The sequence below is a fragment of the Microcoleus sp. N9_A1 genome (assembly GCF_036701795.1).
Lineage (GTDB): Bacteria > Cyanobacteriota > Cyanobacteriia > Cyanobacteriales > Microcoleaceae > Microcoleus.
The window spans coordinates 1-16,214 of sequence record NZ_JAUBRI010000039.1 but is presented as its reverse complement, the minus strand read 5'-3'; the positions used below and the strand labels follow the sequence as shown (position 1 = coordinate 16,214).

General features: G+C 44.7%; 10 protein-coding genes. 5 read left to right on the top strand and 5 right to left on the bottom strand.

What is annotated here, in order from left to right; all coding sequences use genetic code 11:
* Window positions 1-57: 57 nt before the first annotated feature.
* The gene (locus QUA58_RS18355; RefSeq protein WP_333395177.1) at window positions 58-1,221 is read right to left on the bottom strand and encodes a quinone-dependent dihydroorotate dehydrogenase; all 1,164 of its coding nucleotides are present in this window, start codon (window positions 1,219-1,221) and stop codon (window positions 58-60) included.
* 231 nt (window positions 1,222-1,452) lie between these two features.
* Between QUA58_RS18355 and QUA58_RS18350 the strand changes: the two genes are divergently transcribed.
* The gene (locus QUA58_RS18350; protein WP_333395176.1) at window positions 1,453-4,371 is read left to right on the top strand and encodes a GAF domain-containing protein; all 2,919 of its coding nucleotides are present in this window, start codon (window positions 1,453-1,455) and stop codon (window positions 4,369-4,371) included.
* A gap of 327 nt (window positions 4,372-4,698) precedes the next feature.
* Here the strand turns inward: QUA58_RS18350 and QUA58_RS18345 are convergent, their stop codons facing one another.
* The gene (locus tag QUA58_RS18345; protein ID WP_333247183.1) at window positions 4,699-5,157 is read right to left on the bottom strand and encodes an ABA4-like family protein; all 459 of its coding nucleotides are present in this window, start codon (window positions 5,155-5,157) and stop codon (window positions 4,699-4,701) included.
* Window positions 5,158-5,335: 178 nt separating this feature from the next.
* On the opposite strand from QUA58_RS18345, the gene QUA58_RS18340 reads away from it, so the two are divergent.
* Window positions 5,336-6,346, top strand: coding sequence for a leucine-rich repeat domain-containing protein (locus QUA58_RS18340; protein WP_333247185.1), 1,011 nt, complete (start codon window positions 5,336-5,338; stop codon window positions 6,344-6,346).
* Window positions 6,347-6,630: 284 nt separating this feature from the next.
* On the opposite strand, the gene QUA58_RS18335 is transcribed toward QUA58_RS18340, so the two are convergent.
* Complete coding sequence (locus tag QUA58_RS18335) at window positions 6,631-8,130, bottom strand: NAD(P)/FAD-dependent oxidoreductase (RefSeq protein ID WP_333395175.1); 1,500 nt, start codon at window positions 8,128-8,130, stop codon at window positions 6,631-6,633.
* A 70-nt stretch (window positions 8,131-8,200) separates the two neighbouring features.
* Between QUA58_RS18335 and QUA58_RS18330 the strand changes: the two genes are divergently transcribed.
* From QUA58_RS18330 to QUA58_RS18320, 3 genes are all read left to right on the top strand, one after another.
* Window positions 8,201-9,892 carry a hypothetical protein gene (locus QUA58_RS18330; RefSeq protein ID WP_333395174.1) on the top strand — a complete coding sequence of 564 codons (1,692 nt, stop codon included), beginning with the start codon at window positions 8,201-8,203 and terminating at the stop codon, window positions 9,890-9,892.
* A gap of 187 nt (window positions 9,893-10,079) precedes the next feature.
* Window positions 10,080-11,075 carry a pentapeptide repeat-containing protein gene (locus QUA58_RS18325; protein ID WP_333395173.1) on the top strand — a complete coding sequence of 332 codons (996 nt, stop codon included), beginning with the start codon at window positions 10,080-10,082 and terminating at the stop codon, window positions 11,073-11,075.
* Between the two features lie 91 nt (window positions 11,076-11,166).
* Window positions 11,167-12,501: a serine/threonine-protein kinase gene (locus QUA58_RS18320; protein WP_333395172.1), complete on the top strand. Its 1,335-nt coding sequence runs from the start codon at window positions 11,167-11,169 to the stop codon at window positions 12,499-12,501.
* A gap of 373 nt (window positions 12,502-12,874) precedes the next feature.
* Here the strand turns inward: QUA58_RS18320 and QUA58_RS18315 are convergent, their stop codons facing one another.
* Both QUA58_RS18315 and QUA58_RS18310 read right to left on the bottom strand, forming a co-directional pair.
* Window positions 12,875-15,286 (bottom strand): ATP-binding protein, encoded by a 2,412-nt coding sequence (locus tag QUA58_RS18315; protein ID WP_333247522.1) that lies wholly within the window; start codon window positions 15,284-15,286, stop codon window positions 12,875-12,877.
* Between the two features lie 252 nt (window positions 15,287-15,538).
* Window positions 15,539-15,748 (bottom strand): hypothetical protein, encoded by a 210-nt coding sequence (locus QUA58_RS18310; RefSeq protein WP_333247193.1) that lies wholly within the window; start codon window positions 15,746-15,748, stop codon window positions 15,539-15,541.
* Between the last annotated feature and the right edge of the window lie 466 nt (window positions 15,749-16,214).

Sequence of the window (16,214 nt, the reverse complement as noted above, 5' to 3'; positions counted from 1 at the left end):
TTTTGGGGCTTGCTATCAATCCGCCCCAAAGACACAATATTGTTGTGTCCTAATCTGCTACTTAATATTTTCCGAACCTACTGCCTCAGAAATAGAACTAAATCCTTTTTCTTCTAACTTTTGCAACAACCCTTGGAGAATCCGACGCACCATCCAAGGCCCTTCGTAAACCCAACCGGTATAAACTTGAATTAAACTCGCACCGGCGGCTATTTTTTCCCAAGCATCTTCGGCGGTGAAAATGCCGCCAACTCCAATTATGGGTAATTCGCCTTTTGTATATTGCCAGATAAATCGGATTACTTCTGTTGATCGCTCCCGCACTGGAAGCCCGCTAATTCCCCCGGCTTCTTCGGCGATTGGTTTGCCTGTTTCTCGCAATATTTGTGTTTTCAGTCCGTCGCGGCGGATGGTGGTATTTGTGGCGATAATTCCTGCTAGTTGGTAGGTTTTTGCTAAATCGAGGATTGATACGATCGCCTCCGACTCCAAATCCGGCGCAATCTTGACTAAAATTGGCTTGATTCCCTGATTTTCCTGTTGCAAAATTTCCAAAATTGTGCTAAGTCCAGCAGCATCTTGGAGCGATCGCAACCCAGGCGTATTCGGAGACGAAACGTTCACTACAAAATAGTCGCCCCAATCTTTCAGCAGCTTAAAACTCTCCAAATAGTCCGCTGCGGCTTGCTCTAACGGTGTTACCTTAGATTTACCGAGATTGATGCCCAAGGGGAACCGAGACTGAGGCATGGCGCGCGAGGCATCGAATTTTGACTGTTTCTGTGCTGCCTGAAACCGGGCGGCCATTGCCGCGGCTCCTTGATTGTTAAATCCCATGCGGTTGAGGGCTGCACTGTCCTTTGTCAAGCGAAACAAGCGAGGTTGGGGGTTTCCCGGCTGCGGTTGACAAGTGACAGTGCCGAGTTCGGCAAAGCCAAAGCCAAAATTTGCCCAAATGTCAGCAGCTACGCCGTTTTTATCAAATCCGGCGGCTAAGCCGACAGGATTGTTAAAGCTCAGTCCCCACAAAGATTGTTCGAGGCGAGAATCTTGGACTCCCAAAGATTTCTGCAATCGAGAGAGCATTTGACTGGTTGCGGGGTTTGACTGGGTTCTGGCTGCAAGTTCGAGAACTTGGAGAGTGCGGTTGTGCAGCCACTCGGCATCGGTTTTCAATACGGAAAACAACAGCGGGCGTACACTTGATTGATAAATATCCAATGATTTGTACTGGGGCAATTTACAAATTAGAAATGAGAAGGAAAATAAAAATATTCACGAGCAGACAGCGAAGGCGAAGTTTTTACTTCAACTTCGATCGACTTTATCCAATGTTTGAGATTGAGGGATAAGTGAGACGATTATATTATAAGTTGACTCTTTTGCATTTTATTTTTTTGAATTTTTAAGTTAGTAATTTTAAATTAGACAAAGGTGCGGGGAAGCTTGGAAATGGGGCAGCAGCAAAGACCAAAGGATTTAGACGAACAAATCGCGACCCTAGAGCGCGTTCTCCAGACTCTCCGAGAAGAGGAGAATGTTGAAGTGCTACTTTCGACCACACTCGGTTACTTGCAAACGGAATTTGACTGGGGGTTGATTTGGATCGGGTTGTACGATCGACAGGCCCACAGATTGTTCGGCAAAGGTGGCATAACTCCTAACGGCGACCTGTCTTTTCTCAAACAGCGGTTTGCCCTCAGCCCAGGGGATTTGCTGGAACAAGTGGTGATTCAGCTCCGGCCGGTGGGAGTCCCGGATTTGCGATCGGAAAGTAGAGCCGGAGAATGGCGCAAAGCAGCTCAAACTTTCAATATTCAAGGCACGACTCTGTTTCCGCTGCGCTACAAAGACCGCTGCTACGGCGTGATTTTGCTCGGCACAGACGTGTGGGGAGCGTCGCCCAAGTCGGGGGAAAAAACGCAGTTGGCGATCGTATTTGGAGCGCTGGCAACTGCTCTTTACCAAATAGAAAAAGACTGGCAGCGAGAACAAGTCAAACACCCAGATGAGTCTCTTTTAGCGCTGATTTCGCAATTGGGGGAATTGCGATCGCTCGATCAATACTTGCAAGCGGTGGTCGAACAAACTCATGAATTTATCGAGCCGACGCGTACCAATGTTTATTGGTTCGAGCGAGAGCGGCGCTATTTTTGGCGCCGAGTCAGCAACCGCGAAGTTGCTCCGGGTTTGGGGGGGCCCGGCCGAGCGGCTTCGGGCATCACCGTCCAAGACTTGGGGGAATTTTATCAGGCTTTGGGCAGGGAAGAAATGGTTTGGATCGGTGAATCTCAAAGTTCTCTGAAAACTGAGCTGACAGGGCGGTTGATGCAGCAAATCCGCGCTCGCTCTCTGTTGGCTGCGCCGATTGTTTCGGAAGGGGAATTGTTGGGATTTTTGGCAGTCGAAGCCGGCGAGCCCCGGATTTGGCAAGACAATGAAAAGCATTACCTGCGGGGAGTGGCGCAGTTAGTGGCTCTGACGGCTCCGGTGTCGGAGATGGAGGAGAAAATTCAGCAAATTGAGATCGATCGAGATTTAACTGCCGGAATAGCTCACGCCATCTACAGCGATGCTGACTGGGAGGCGACTTTGAAATATACCGCCGAACAGTTGTGCGATCGGCTCAAATGCGAATACTTTTTGCTGCTGCTGTACGGCGAAGAACAAAATAGCTTTGAAATTGTCTGCCAAAATCTGCCCCGCAACCGCAGGGCAGTGCCGTCGCCACTCAACGCCCTAGATGTGGCTGACGTGGGGCTGTTGCAAGAAAGTGCACCTCTAGCTATTGAAAATTGGGAGGAAGACAGGCGGTTGGGCGCTTGGCGGGAAGTGTTGGGGGAAGCTGGGGTGCGATCGCTGTTGGCATCGAGCACTCAGGGGAAAAAGGCAGAGGGAGAAAACCCCAATCTCAAATCGAAAATCGCCAATCGCCAATCGATCAAGGGTTTGCTGGTTGTCGGGCACAGTGCAACTCGCACTTGGAGGCGATCTGAGCAAGAATTAATTCGGCTAGTGGGCCAACAACTAGGATTGATCCTGCACTCCTGGCAACAGAGTTCGGCAATCGACAAATATCAGCAATTTGAGCGATCGTTCAAATCGGGTTTGGCGGTTTTGCACCATTCTCCTGATGAGCAATCTGAGCAACCGATATCTGGTGCTTCACCGACGATGTTCCCAGAGTTGCCGCTACAAAAGCTCGATCGTAACTTTGCTCAACAGGTTTCCCAGACAATTTCCTGTCCTTTAGTAGCCGTAATTACTTGGAATCCCGGTGAGGAGGAAGGTTCAATTGCGACGGCGCTAGCTGCCAATCCCGTATTTGCCCTCAATCCCGAGGCGGTGATTCCTGTCAAAACAGATGCGTTAATCCAACAAACCCTGGCTGCTAGCGAGGTGCTGCAACAGAGCACGAGCCAACTGCCGCTGGCGACGAAGCGGTGGCTCCGCAGTCCGGGAATTGGCGAGATTCTGACGGTGGCGCTGCGGACGGCCCCAGAACACGCTCCGGCGGGCATTGTGGTGGCTGCAGACGCTCCGGGCCGCCAGTGGTCGGAGTTGTCGGTGAGTTTACTCAGCTCGATGGCGTCTCAGTTGGCTTGGTGGCGCAGGTATTTGGCGGTGCAATCTGCCGCCGAGTCGCAGCGATTGGATCTGGAGTTGCTCAACTGGTACAAACAGCGGCGTTTTGAGGAGTTTTACCGCACTGTGGGAGCGGGGGTGAAGGAGTTGGGGGAGTTGAGTGAGTCGATTTTGCAGTCGGCGAAGGAACAAAAGGATGCTCTGAAAACTTTGCGCTACCAACAGGTTTTGCGACACATTGGCAATGCTTTGGGGTCAACTCATTTGCTGCTGAAACAGGAACATTGGCGGCTGCAATTCGGACAAGATGCGGTGCCTGTGAGCGCTTGGCTGAGGCGATCGCTCGATCGAACTGCCCCCCTGGTCAAACAGTCGAAAGTCGTGCTGGAAGTGCACAGAGAAACTGCTGTGTCGATGCCTGCGGGTCAGACTTTGAGTGTTCGCGGGGACAGTATCAAGCTGGATTTGATCCTGTGCGAATTGCTGGCGACGGCTTGCAGGCGCTCTGCTGTTGGCGCCAAGATTGAGATTCGCTCTCAGTTGTTAGGGGAAGATTTGTTAGAATTGTCTGTGATCGATAGTGGCGCGTGCGATCGACAGTTAATTGCTGCCTTCAACGGCGGTTCCGGGCCCGATATATTAGCGGTTTCTGCAAATAGGTCGATCGTGCAAAATCTCTTAATTTGTCAGCGAGCGGTACGCTTAATGGGGGGAAACTTTTATTTAGAAATGTTAGAACACAATTTAATTGTCGCTCGTTTAGTCCTGCCCCTAGCCAATTCTTAAAATTCTGTAGCCGCGAGTTCACCCGACAATAACTTATGCACTCAGTAGACCTGAATTGCATAAGGAATGAGAATTAAATAACTTCCACAAGTTTGTGGGATGGGCGGGACGCCCATCCCACAATAACAATTAAAATTGTAAGTTATTTAATTCGCGATCCTTAAGTCTTTGGTTAATACAGAAACCGCAGATGTCAGGCAGATAGACACAGATAAACGCAGATATTTTCAGGATAGGCGATCGACTTTTGCTAGAGGTATAGTCATTTCCCATCGCAAATCGCAAATCGCAAATGGTATGACATCCAAAGGATGAGAAACCCTTTCCCTAAACCGATAAAGTAATAGTTTCCGCCGCCTCAGAACTGGGGAAAAACCTTTGAGTAATCGAAGCAGTTATAATATGAGAAAGCAATCCCATCGGCCCCGCAAAAAAACACAAAGCCAAAGAATGAACTGTCCAAACTCCTGTCCGCTGTCCTTCCAAATAAATCCAGCGCCCGACAAACAAGTCCATCACTAAAAAATGTATCCATCCCGTAGCCGCCGCTGTTTCCTCCCCCAGAAACTTAGCAATATCTGCTAGCTTGGGATTGGACAAAGCTGCCGCGTTTTCCGCAGTCAGACTGCTACCAAACAAATATATGTACAAAACGGCGAGTATCGCAAACGGAATAAAGGAATTCATCACTTTTCGGGTAATTCCCCAGTTTGGTAATAAAATCATAATTGCCCAGAAAGGCACAACGAACAGATTACCGACATTAAAAATTAGCTCTGGTGTCATAGTTGGCTCTTGGCTCCTGTGAATGCAATTCAATTAAGGATGTTAAGATTATTTTACACAATTTTTGCTGAAATTTCTCAAAAGCCGAAAAAAAGCTCATTCACAAATGAAATAGAATTGCTATACTTATCTAAAATTTCACATCTCGCATCTAAAATCGATTAAGGCAGCACAGCCCATGACAACTTATAATAACCTTTCCGAGTGGTGCAAGCAAAAAGAGAATATCTCGCTTGATGCTAAACATACGGTAGAAATACTGTTGCAAATATCAGACTCTTCCGAGTGCGATAGAGCCAACGCACTACTTTCTAATACAACAGAACTTAACCTCAAAAATCTTCAAATTACTGATATCAGCCCTATCTCATCTTTCTCTCAACTTACTAATCTCATCCTCGGCAGTAATCAAATATCTGACATCGCTCCCCTGCAATCTTTGACTAACCTGAAAACTCTGGTTATAGATGTTAATAAAATATCTGATATCAGTCCGCTTTCATCTATGAAAAATCTGAGTATACTCGTTCTCGATACCAATCAAATCTCAGACATCAGTCCCCTGGCAGATCTCACTAATCTTACCGCACTTGTCTTGTTTGACAACAAAATTTCCGACATCACTCCGGTGAAAAATTTAACTAACTTAAATGCGCTGATTCTCTACAACAATCAAATTTCAGATATCGCTCCTCTGGCCAATTTAACTGAACTCCAGACACTCTACCTTTACAATAATCAAATATCGGATATCACCCCGCTGGCTTCCTTAAAAAATCTGACTACGCTGTTTCTCTTCGGAAATGAAATATCTGACATTACTCCGCTGGCATCTCTAACTAAATTAAATAAATTGGTTTTATTCCAAAATCAAATCTCTAATATTAGTCCTTTGACATCGCTCACTAATTTAATTGAACTCAACCTCGGTAACAATCAAATCTCCGACATCAGTCCGCTGAAATCGTTAACTAATTTGACTGAACTTTATCTGTTCAACAATCCAATTTCGGATAGCAGCGCGCTGCAAGCTTTAAATAATTTATTTTTACTAGACTTGTACAATAATCAAATCTCTGATATCAGTTCCCTGCAATCTTTGCAAAAGTTAACTACCCTGGACTTGCGCGGAAATCCCATTGTTAATAAAATTTGCCCTGTCAATCCTGAATCTATATGCCGGTTTTAATTCTTAAGGTCGAGATGGCAGTTTATATAGTATAATGTTTAAGGTCAATATCAGGAGAAAGTGATGAGCGGACACGATGCTTTGATGTTAGGATTGCTGCTGTTGCCAGGTTTGGCTTTGTCGATCGCAATTATGGGGGCTTTTGCCGCTGGTGGATAATCAGTTTTTAGCACTCATCAGCACTCCAGCAAGCAGTTTACTGGTTACGAGAGGGCGGGTTGATCTATTTTTTGAGTTGCCTACAATATCTTTGGCAAAACCCGCCCGCTTCCTTCTTCCATAACTTACAAAAATTGTGCTGTCACATCGGAATTTACCAAAGTATTCGCACATAAAATACCCGATGCTGCGACGGCGGGAACGCCTATTCCGGGCATGGTGCTGTCTCCCACCCGATACAAGCCTTTGACTGGTGTTTGCGGCCCGGGAAATGTGCCTTTTCCGGCGGCGATTGCAGGCCCGTAAGTTCCTTGATATCGGCGTAAAAATCGGGCGTGGGTTAGCGGTGTGCCGATCGACTCTAAGACTATTCGCGATCGCAAATCCGGTATAATTCTTTCTAAAGCTTGAAACAGAGATTGCGATCGCTCTTGCTTTTTCTGCTGATACAATTTGCCATATTCCCAACCTTCGTAAGGTTCCAATGTATAAGCGTGAAGGGCGTGATGTCCTGGCGGCGCGAGAGTTACATCCCACACTGTAGGAATCGAAATCATGCAAGTATTTCCGGGTACTGTAATGTCAATCTTGCTGTCGTGAACGACGACGTGGTGGCCGGTCAAACCTTCGAGTCCTTCGGCTTTAATTCCTAAATGCAGGTGCATGAAACTGTCTACTGCTGGCATCGACAAAGCGTTTTTTCGGTAGCTTTCCGGCAAATCTTCAGGTCGCAGTAACTTTGTATAAGTATCCCAGACGGTGGCATTTGAAATAACAATTGGGGCGCGGATAACTTCGCCGTTTTTCAAGCGAACGCCGGTGGTTTTGCCGGATTCAACTAATATTTGCTCGACGGGAGAACCCAGGCGCAATTTTCCTCCCCAGCGCTGCAAGCCTCTGACTAAAGCATCGACGATCGCACCGCTGCCACCTACAGGATATTCGATCGCACAGCGCGATCGTTCGCCAATCATAAAAGCTATTTCCGGCGCGACGGTTCCGTGCGCTTTCAAACCCGACAGCAAAAAGCATTCCAAATCGATCAAACGCCGCACCCAAGGGTCACGCACGTCCCGATCCATCAAGGAACCTGCCGAACCCGCGATCGCACCTACTAGCGGCAACAGCTTCAGCAAAGCAGGCGAGTACCGAGACAGCAAAACAGGTATCAACTGCCAGTCGGATCTCAGTGCTAAAGCCGGGATTCCACGCAAAGCTTCATACAAAACTAATAAGTTTTGTTGAAATTGCTGCAATTCTACAGCACCTTGCGGTGCGAACTTAGCTACAGCATCTAAGTAACTTCTAGCATCAGCATAAATCGGTAAACTTCCCTCTGGAAAATGGTAATGCCCCAGCGGATCGTAGGAAATTGCTGTGATCGATTCCTCCAAAACATCAAAAACTTGCCGCAAAGGATTGAACGAGCGGGGGTCAGTCAAACCGCAATAAAAAGAAGGCCCCGAATCAAAGTGAAATCCCCGGCGCGAAAAGCTGTGAGCTGCCCCGCCCGCTATGATGTGGCTCTCGCAGACGAGCACCCGCTTGCCGTAACGAGCTAGCATCGAACCGGCGACTAAGCCCCCAATACCGCTGCCAATTACGATCGTATCAAAGTCTTGCATTTATCAAATGTGGTATAATTGTATTATTTCTTGCTGAGTGTTGACAGGGTATTTTTATGGGAGGAAAACTATGAAAGCTTTATCTATTTTAGATGAAGTTGTTCGCGAATTAGAACAAGACGTGAATCTTTCACGCATTAAAAAAATAATATTTTTTGCTTGTAAAGAGTTCTGGGAAAACGACCCTGCCCAACTCGCCAGCGCAGATGTAAGGATTTTAATCGAAGAACTGTGCGCCAAATACAGCAGGTTAGAAGATATTGAAGCAGTTTTAAATAGTATAGTCTCTAAGGTTAATAAAAAAACCGAGTATGCTTTAGTAGCAGACCTCATAGTCTGTCAACTTAGCAGGCTGTATGAATTTGAAGATTTCACCAAATTAGAAATAAACATATCTAGTTTTGGCGGTCAGGAAGCTCCCGCATTTGAAGAGCACTTTAGTTCGGAAGTACCCAGCAGCGAAGAAAGGGCAAGAAACCCAGGCAAATTATTTGATGTCAGACAAAAAATTTTGCAGCAAACAAATCCGCTGAGGGCGAAAATCCTAATTTTTTCTACTCTTTATCACCAGTTTACTTTTAGCGATCGCGATTGGCTCCTGCTGAAAACTCAAGAACTTGACAATTTACTGCGACAACTGTTTAATGTCTGTGGCAGCCTAGCCGAACTAGAATCTCGATTGTACACAACTGCTAGCAATCTCGACAACAGAGATGAAAACGACCAAGCTGCGAGCGTAATCATCAAAGCGATGAATCCTTGTTACGCAAAAATGCAACAGGAAGAATCCCATGAAGCCGAATCTTCGGCTAGTGAAGATTACGATCAGACACATTTAAACAACAGTGTTTATCAAGAGAGCGAGCTGGTGGACAGGCGCAGCGATTATTTTGATCCAGGCGAGATTACTAACATCCTTCAAGCTGCTCCATCTCACTATCATTATGACCCCCAAAAGAGTTACTTAGTGCCGGACACGGCAGAAAATGTACAGTTTAAAGAACCCGAAACCAGCAATAATTATGCTACCAATTTCAGACAGGAAATGGTAGAAACATTCCCAGTTGCAGAAATGCCGACTATTATCGAAATTTTAGAACCGGCTGCTCCTGTTATTATAAATATTAGCGATTCCATCAAACGAAAATTGGAATTGGAAGAAGAAATGACAGAATTAGTCAGTCAAAGTGCTAACTCCGCAACGGCGCAAATAGAAAATATATTCACCCAGTTAGAAGCTGCTTTGAACGGAAAATTTTCTACGGGAAGTGCAGAGGAGCGTTTGTACTGGAAATATAAAAATCTCAGAGAGTATGTAGGAAAAGTTCAGAAGTTTACCGATAAATTGCTGGAAATTTTGATTGAACTGGAGTCAAAAGAAAGCGGAAACTATCCTTCTGAAATCTTAGAAAACATGGCAGACAATATTTCCGAAATACCGCCGGAAAACTCTAGCCATAAAGCAAATCAGTATCAGCTTCTGGAAATGGCAAAGCAAGGCAAACCAAAGGCGATCGTCCAATTGATTAATCAATTGCTACAGCCTAAAGGAATTACTGCTACAGCGGGATTTAAAGATGGTTGGCTCCATGTAATTCTGGAGTCTGCTGAAGTACCAAATCAACAGGCTACAGCTACATACATTCACAAAAAACTGTGTACTTTAAAATCTCAATATCTTACTCATGTGAAAATTCACGGGCGACAGTTAGGTAGTAAAACAGTCTTTTGGACTCAAGAATTTGTCAATCAAATTGATTAAATGCCCCGAATCTAGTCTGAGGCTACACAAACTAACTCGGCCTGCCTCAACTGAAATTCAACAAACAAATTTCATCAAATTTCTCAGACTCAAGTCTGGCGCTACAAAAATTAAGTCCGCCTGCGCGAGCAGAAACTTAAGCAGTCTAGAAATAGCAGATTGTACCAAATTAACAACAAAAACAAATATGAATGCCAGCGAAATTTTAAGGCGATATACATCAGGAGAACTAGATTTTCAAGGTATGAATCTCAGAGGGGTATACCTGAGCGGTGCCGATTTAATTGGCGTCAATTTAAGCAGTGCTGACCTCTGGGGTGCAAACTTAGCGATGTCGTACCTGAGCAGAATTAACCTTCAGCGCGCAAATTTAACTAATGCAAAGTTGTGCGGTGCTAACTTAAATCAAGCTAACTTGAGCGGAGCCAATTTGTCCGATGCAGACTTTCACGGAGCGACTTTGCAAGGTGCAGACTTTCGCAGAGCCAATATCTCTTTGGCAGTTTTTATCGATGCAAATTTGAGCGGTGCAGATATGCGAGGTGTCAATTTGCAAGGTGCAGATTTGCGCGGTGCGTGCTTGCGGGGTGCAAATTTGCGGAAGGAGCCGCGGCTTTTTGAGGGTGCAAATTTGCGGGGTGCAAATTTGAGCGGTGCCGATTTGCGGGGCGTCAATTTGCAAGGTGCAGATTTGACTAAAGCTAATCTCTGTCACGCGAATTTGACAGAAGCTTCTCTGGGGGAAGCAAATCTGACTCAGGCGAATTTGAGCGAAGCTATTTTAGATGGCATATTTTTGACTGAAGCAACTTTGGTAGAAACAAATTTTTCTTGGGCTGTAATGACAAATGCTAAGTTGGAAAGAGCTGTGTTAATTGATGCTGAATTTGCTGGCGCTAACTTGCGGGGTGCATTTCTTCCTGATGTTAAGTTGAGCAATGCTAATTTAGTTATGGCTGACTTGAGTCGAGCTAATTTGGTGCGGGCTGATTTGAGTCGAGCTAATTTTAATCAGGCAAATTTGAGTGAAGCGGATCTGACTGATGCTTACCTGGCTAGAACAGATTTGCGCGATGCAATTTTGCACCGCACAATTTTGATTAGGGCAGATTTGAGCACTGCTAATTTAGCAGGTACTCAGTGGCGCGGTACAATTATGCCGAATGGAGAAATGCACGGATAATTACTTGTACTAGCAATTTAACGCTCTCGGCAAAATAGTTAATTTAATAGTTAAGGAAATTTCATATAATTAAAAAAAATAGGGCAATGCTGTGTTAGAACCCGGAAAAATCTTACAAGAACGTTATCAATTGCAACAGCGTTTAGGACGCACAGCCGCCGGTCATCAAACTTGGCTAGCAGTAGATTTAGAGTCTCAAGAACAGGTGACACTGAAAATGTTAGCTTTTAGCCCGGAAATGCAGTGGGAAGAACTCAAGCTTTTTGAAAGAGAAGCACAAGTTTTGCAGGCCCTAAATCATCCCCGCATTCCTTGCTATCGAGATTATTTTTCCCTGGAGCGGGAAGCGGGAGCAGGATTGCCTTGGTTTGGGTTAGTGCAAGATTATATTCCGGGATTTTCACTTCAGGAATTTTTAGAAAATGGTCAGCATTTTTCCGAAAAACAAGTACGAAAAATTGCCACTGAAGTGCTAAAAATTTTAATTTATTTGCATGAATTGAGTCCCCCGGTTTTGCACCGAGATATTAAGCCGAGTAATTTAATTTTGGGAGAGGATCAGCAGGTTTATCTAGTAGATTTTGGTGCGGTACAAGCTCAAGCGGCAGTGACAGGCGTAACGTTTACAGTTGTAGGAACGAGTGGCTATGCACCCTTAGAACAGTTTTGGGGGCGGGCGGTGGCGGCTTCCGATTTGTATGCTTTGGGAGCTACTTTAATTCATTTGTTAACGGGGGCGACACCTGCGGATTTACCACAGAAAGATTCTCGGATTCAGTTTAGCGATCGCGTGAGTGTCAATCCTACTTTGGTAAGCTGGATTGAGAAGATGACGGAAATCGGGTTAGAAAAGCGTTTCAGCAAGGCTAGAGAGGCTTTAGCAGCTTTGAAATTGGGCAACATACAAGGGGCTAATCTTCAAATTGAGACTGTGAGGAAAATTGCTAAACCGCCTCACAGTCTCATTCAAGTTAGCAAATCAGCGACGGAGTTACACATTAAAATTCCGGCTGTCTTAGTCAGAAAGCCTTTATTATCTGCTTATCTAGGAACAGTAATGCTAATGACATTTATCCCGACAATTATCCCCTTTTTAACAGGAAAATTGAGCATAGGGGTAGTAATTTCGGTACTTATAATAGGTTTATTAGTTAAGGTTATTTTTGAGATAAAGCAAGTTAAATTTAATCGCAAATTTTTTAAAATAACACATCAGGTATTGGGGTGTAAATACTTACAAGAAACAGGAGAAATATCAGAAATCTTGGGTGCTTTCATTCACAATAACTCTCTTTCGGGAAATCAAATCAAGATTCGTGCCGGTAACGATATGGGAACTTACTTTTATGTTTTAGGAAAAAATTTGACAGAGGTTGAGGCGGCTTGGTTAGCGCAAGAAATTCAAGATTGGTTAAATTTAAGATAAATTTTTGTAGGGCGAAGCCGTGGTGATTAATTTTTTGTATAATAGACATCTCCCAACTAAAAATGGGTGACGCGCTCACTTATAGGGTGTCTAAAATACAACTTAAAAGAGTTATGCCAAGGCTTTCAAAAAAAGACCCGAATTAAAGTCAGTATATCTTACAGCATATTCCATGTATATGTAGTACACACAATCTTGTAGTAAGTAAGGTGCGTCGCCACCCATCAATCTGCAAGTTCTATTTAAAAGGTCGCAGCGACGCACCCTACATATTAAAATCACACAACATAAATATAGTGGCTACTGTACTTCATAAACCTGCAATCTGCTGTATTACGCGATCGCCCAAAAAACATTGAATTTTAATTCAAATTTATCCCTTCACAGGCAAAACGATCGCAAACTCAGTGCCAACTCCAGGCTCGCCATTCACCTCGATGCTTCCGCCATGTTTTTCTACCGCAATCTGGTGGACAATTGCCAACCCCAATCCAGTTCCTTTGCCGACACCTTTCGTCGTGAACAAATGGTCGAATATCTGGTGTTTAACTTCCTCTTTGATTCCGGTGCCGTTATCAGCAATTTTAATTTTAATGTACCCCTCGCCGACTATATCCGTGCAAATCGTGATGCGGTTGGGATTGGCGGTAATTTCGCTAAAACTGCGTCCTATATTTGACTCTTCTAAGGCATCGATCGCATTGGCAAGGATGTTCATGAAAACTTGATTCAATTGACCGGGAAAACATTCGATTTTAGGGAGATTGCCGTATTTAGTGATCACTTCGATCTGCGGGCGATGTTCGTTTGCTTTGAGGCGGTGTTTCAAAATTAAAATAGCGCTATCAATGCCTTCGTGAATATTAAAAGGAACTTTGTAGTCTTTGTCGCCTCGGGAGAAGGTACGCAAACTGTTACTGATGCTGCAAATGCGTTCGCATCCGAGTTGCATTGAATCAATCATCTTGGGTAAATCTTCCAAAAGATAATCGAGGTCTATCTCTTGGGCGTGGTCGGCTATTTCCGATTGCGATGCAGCGGAGCGATACAATTCTAAGTGTTCTATCACATCTTCCAAACTTCTTTTACCTTCGCTTAAATTGCCAGAAATAAACCCAATCGGATTGTTAATTTCGTGTGCGACTCCAGCGACTAAATTACCCAATGCCGACATTTTCTCATTTTGCACGATTTGCAGTTGTGCTTGTTGTAAATTTTTTAAAGTTCGTTCTAGCTGTTGATTTTGCTCTTGCAAAAGTTCGGCTGCTCGCTTGCGCTCAGTGGCATCAACACCCAAACCAATAATCCCGATTGTCTCGCCATGGGAATTTTTTAACTGCACTTTCGTGATTTCTAAATCGTGTAGTTTGCCGTCAACAAATCTGAGAATTTCGCTGGAGTAATGCGGCAAATCTTGGGCAAGGCAGGCGGTATCGGAAACCAAACAGCCCGCTGCATTCTCCCCCAGTATATCTTTATAATGATCGACAGCTAGGAAATCGCTCAGAGGCACACCCACATCTTGAGAAAATGTCTTGTTCAAAAACTGAACTTTACCACTGAGATTAACCATCCAAATCCAAATCGGAGCGACATCAAGAATCGCTTGGAGCATTTTTTTCTGATCGGCAAGCTGAGCTTCGGTTCGGCTAATTTTTACTAGCGATCGCTCTAATTGTTGGTTGTAATCCTGATATTTTTTATATAGCAGAGCATTTTGCAAACTGATGGCTGCCTGGGAACACAGGAGATTGAGAAGTTGCAGGCGATCGCGGGTGAAAACTCTTGCGGTTAAGCGATTTTCCAGATACAAAATGCCGACTAAGTTGCCTTGATCGAGAATCGGCCAACACAACAGGCTCTGCGGTTGGTATTTGAGGATGTAGGAGTCGGAATCCCAATCACGTTGTTGAGCGAGATCCCGAACTATCACAGGTTTCAATAAATTTTGAACGCAGTCAACAATTTTGAGGGGCAAGATATCGCTGTTGTCATCGAGTTTTGCGGATGATAAGTCGATCGCCCATTCGAGTCCCGAATTGTCGAGCGCGCTGGTAGCCCTGATTTCCCATTGATTCCCGTTTGACAAAATCAGCGCTCCTTTGTCAGCTCCTGTATTTTTCATCGCCAGTTGCATCAGTTTGGCAATCAGTTGATCGAGTTCTCTTTCACTAGAGAGCGCTTGACAAGCTTTTAGCAGTGTTGAAAAATTCCCGAAATCTGAGACGCTCGCCGAAACAGACGGATGAATGGATGGATGAATGGATGGATGAAGCGATTGATTTGGCACCGCAGGTGTAGGAAAATTTGCTAATGGATTTGCAGGGAGTTTTGCGGGTTCTAAAATCGGTTTTAATAATTGAGGATAACGTTTTTCTAAGTCATCAATTTTGGCTCTATCTCCCCAGCGGAAATAGCAATCATAGGCATCTATCATGTAGAGTCGGGCAATTTTTTCTCTTCCTAATGACAGGTAAAACTTAGCAGCGAGTTCGCAGCCAAGAGCTTCTTCATTGACATATTCGTTAGCTTTAGCTCCGGTAATAGCTCGATCATAAAGTTCCATTGCTTCTGCTGTCTGTCCCATAACGCCCAGCAATTCTGCTTCAACCAGATCGAACTTGTGTTGGTAATTGATCGGCGTATGCTGCGCGAATTCTTTGAGTTTTTTCTGACTAGCCCCAACGCGCTTCAGGATTTGTTGGCGCTCCGCCGGTGCGGCATCTGCATAGATTGCCAAATCTGCCAGCGCATCATAAAAGTCGTGCATCATCGTTACTAGCATCAAAACACAATTCCCAAGATAAGGTTTGCCTCCATTTCCCCTGTCGATTGGCTACGGATTACGGCTGGAATATATCCCGAATCCGTGGCCTCTTTTTGTTAAAATTTATCCACCTCCATCTGGCAGGTAACAGTCAAGATTAATTGAAAGATTGGAAGGTTTAATGTATTTGTAAATAATCGGTCTGCGTTCGAGTTCGTCGAGAATGTCTGTTCGGTTGAGGACTATTTCTACCGAGCCAATTAACGATCGCTAATGCAACTTTTTGGGATTTTGGCAGCACCGCGTCCCGGAACTCCTCCGCCACAAGGACGTAGGTTTGAGAATTTTAGCGGCGGGTGGTTGGTCTTTGTCGCGCACGAACCGATCGATAGCCGATCGAGAATCTGTGTACAATTGCGCGATCGGGCGATATCCCGGCATTACCGCAGTCAAATCTAGTACATTTATTATTGTGTCCATATCGGCTGACCTCAACTCCGACATTAGCTTGACAAAACTTAGTGTATCTATCTTAGGGCATAAACCGCATAATTTTTGATCGCCCGATCGAAAATTCCAATTATCTGTTAATGAACAACATTTTATACTTTGGCGATCGCGATTAAAGCTTTTTACTTACGTATAAGTTTTTGCTGTTAATCTCAAATGCGATTCAATGAAGGCGAAATACCGTAGAAACACCGCCTTATCATGTCTTGAAAAATACAATGGGTCATAAATTGAATTTAATATAGCTCGATCGCCCAAATTTCCGCGAAGCCGGTCAAAAAGTTAATACCTTAAAAAGTCCAAATACAATCTATATAAATTATAAAGAATCAGTCGTGAAAGCAGTAGCATTCCAGTCCGTCGGGTAAGGTTCGAGCGTCGCCGCTCTCCCCTCCCCTGAGAACGCAGCATGAGAGTTTCCAACTCACTGCGCTCA

What these genes read in the sequence shown, in the direction of transcription:
- QUA58_RS18335 (WP_333395175.1), bottom strand. Translation starts at nt 8,130, where the DNA reads ATGCAAGACTTTGATACGATCGTAATTGGCAGCGGTATTGGGGGCTTA.
- QUA58_RS18310 (WP_333247193.1), bottom strand. Translation starts at nt 15,748, where the DNA reads ATGGACACAATAATAAATGTACTAGATTTGACTGCGGTAATGCCGGGA.
- QUA58_RS18325 (WP_333395173.1), top strand. Translation starts at nt 10,080, where the DNA reads ATGAATGCCAGCGAAATTTTAAGGCGATATACATCAGGAGAACTAGAT.
- QUA58_RS18350 (WP_333395176.1), top strand. Translation starts at nt 1,453, where the DNA reads ATGGGGCAGCAGCAAAGACCAAAGGATTTAGACGAACAAATCGCGACC.
- QUA58_RS18330 (WP_333395174.1), top strand. Translation starts at nt 8,201, where the DNA reads ATGAAAGCTTTATCTATTTTAGATGAAGTTGTTCGCGAATTAGAACAA.
- QUA58_RS18345 (WP_333247183.1), bottom strand. Translation starts at nt 5,157, where the DNA reads ATGACACCAGAGCTAATTTTTAATGTCGGTAATCTGTTCGTTGTGCCT.
- QUA58_RS18315 (WP_333247522.1), bottom strand. Translation starts at nt 15,286, where the DNA reads ATGCTAGTAACGATGATGCACGACTTTTATGATGCGCTGGCAGATTTG.
- QUA58_RS18340 (WP_333247185.1), top strand. Translation starts at nt 5,336, where the DNA reads ATGACAACTTATAATAACCTTTCCGAGTGGTGCAAGCAAAAAGAGAAT.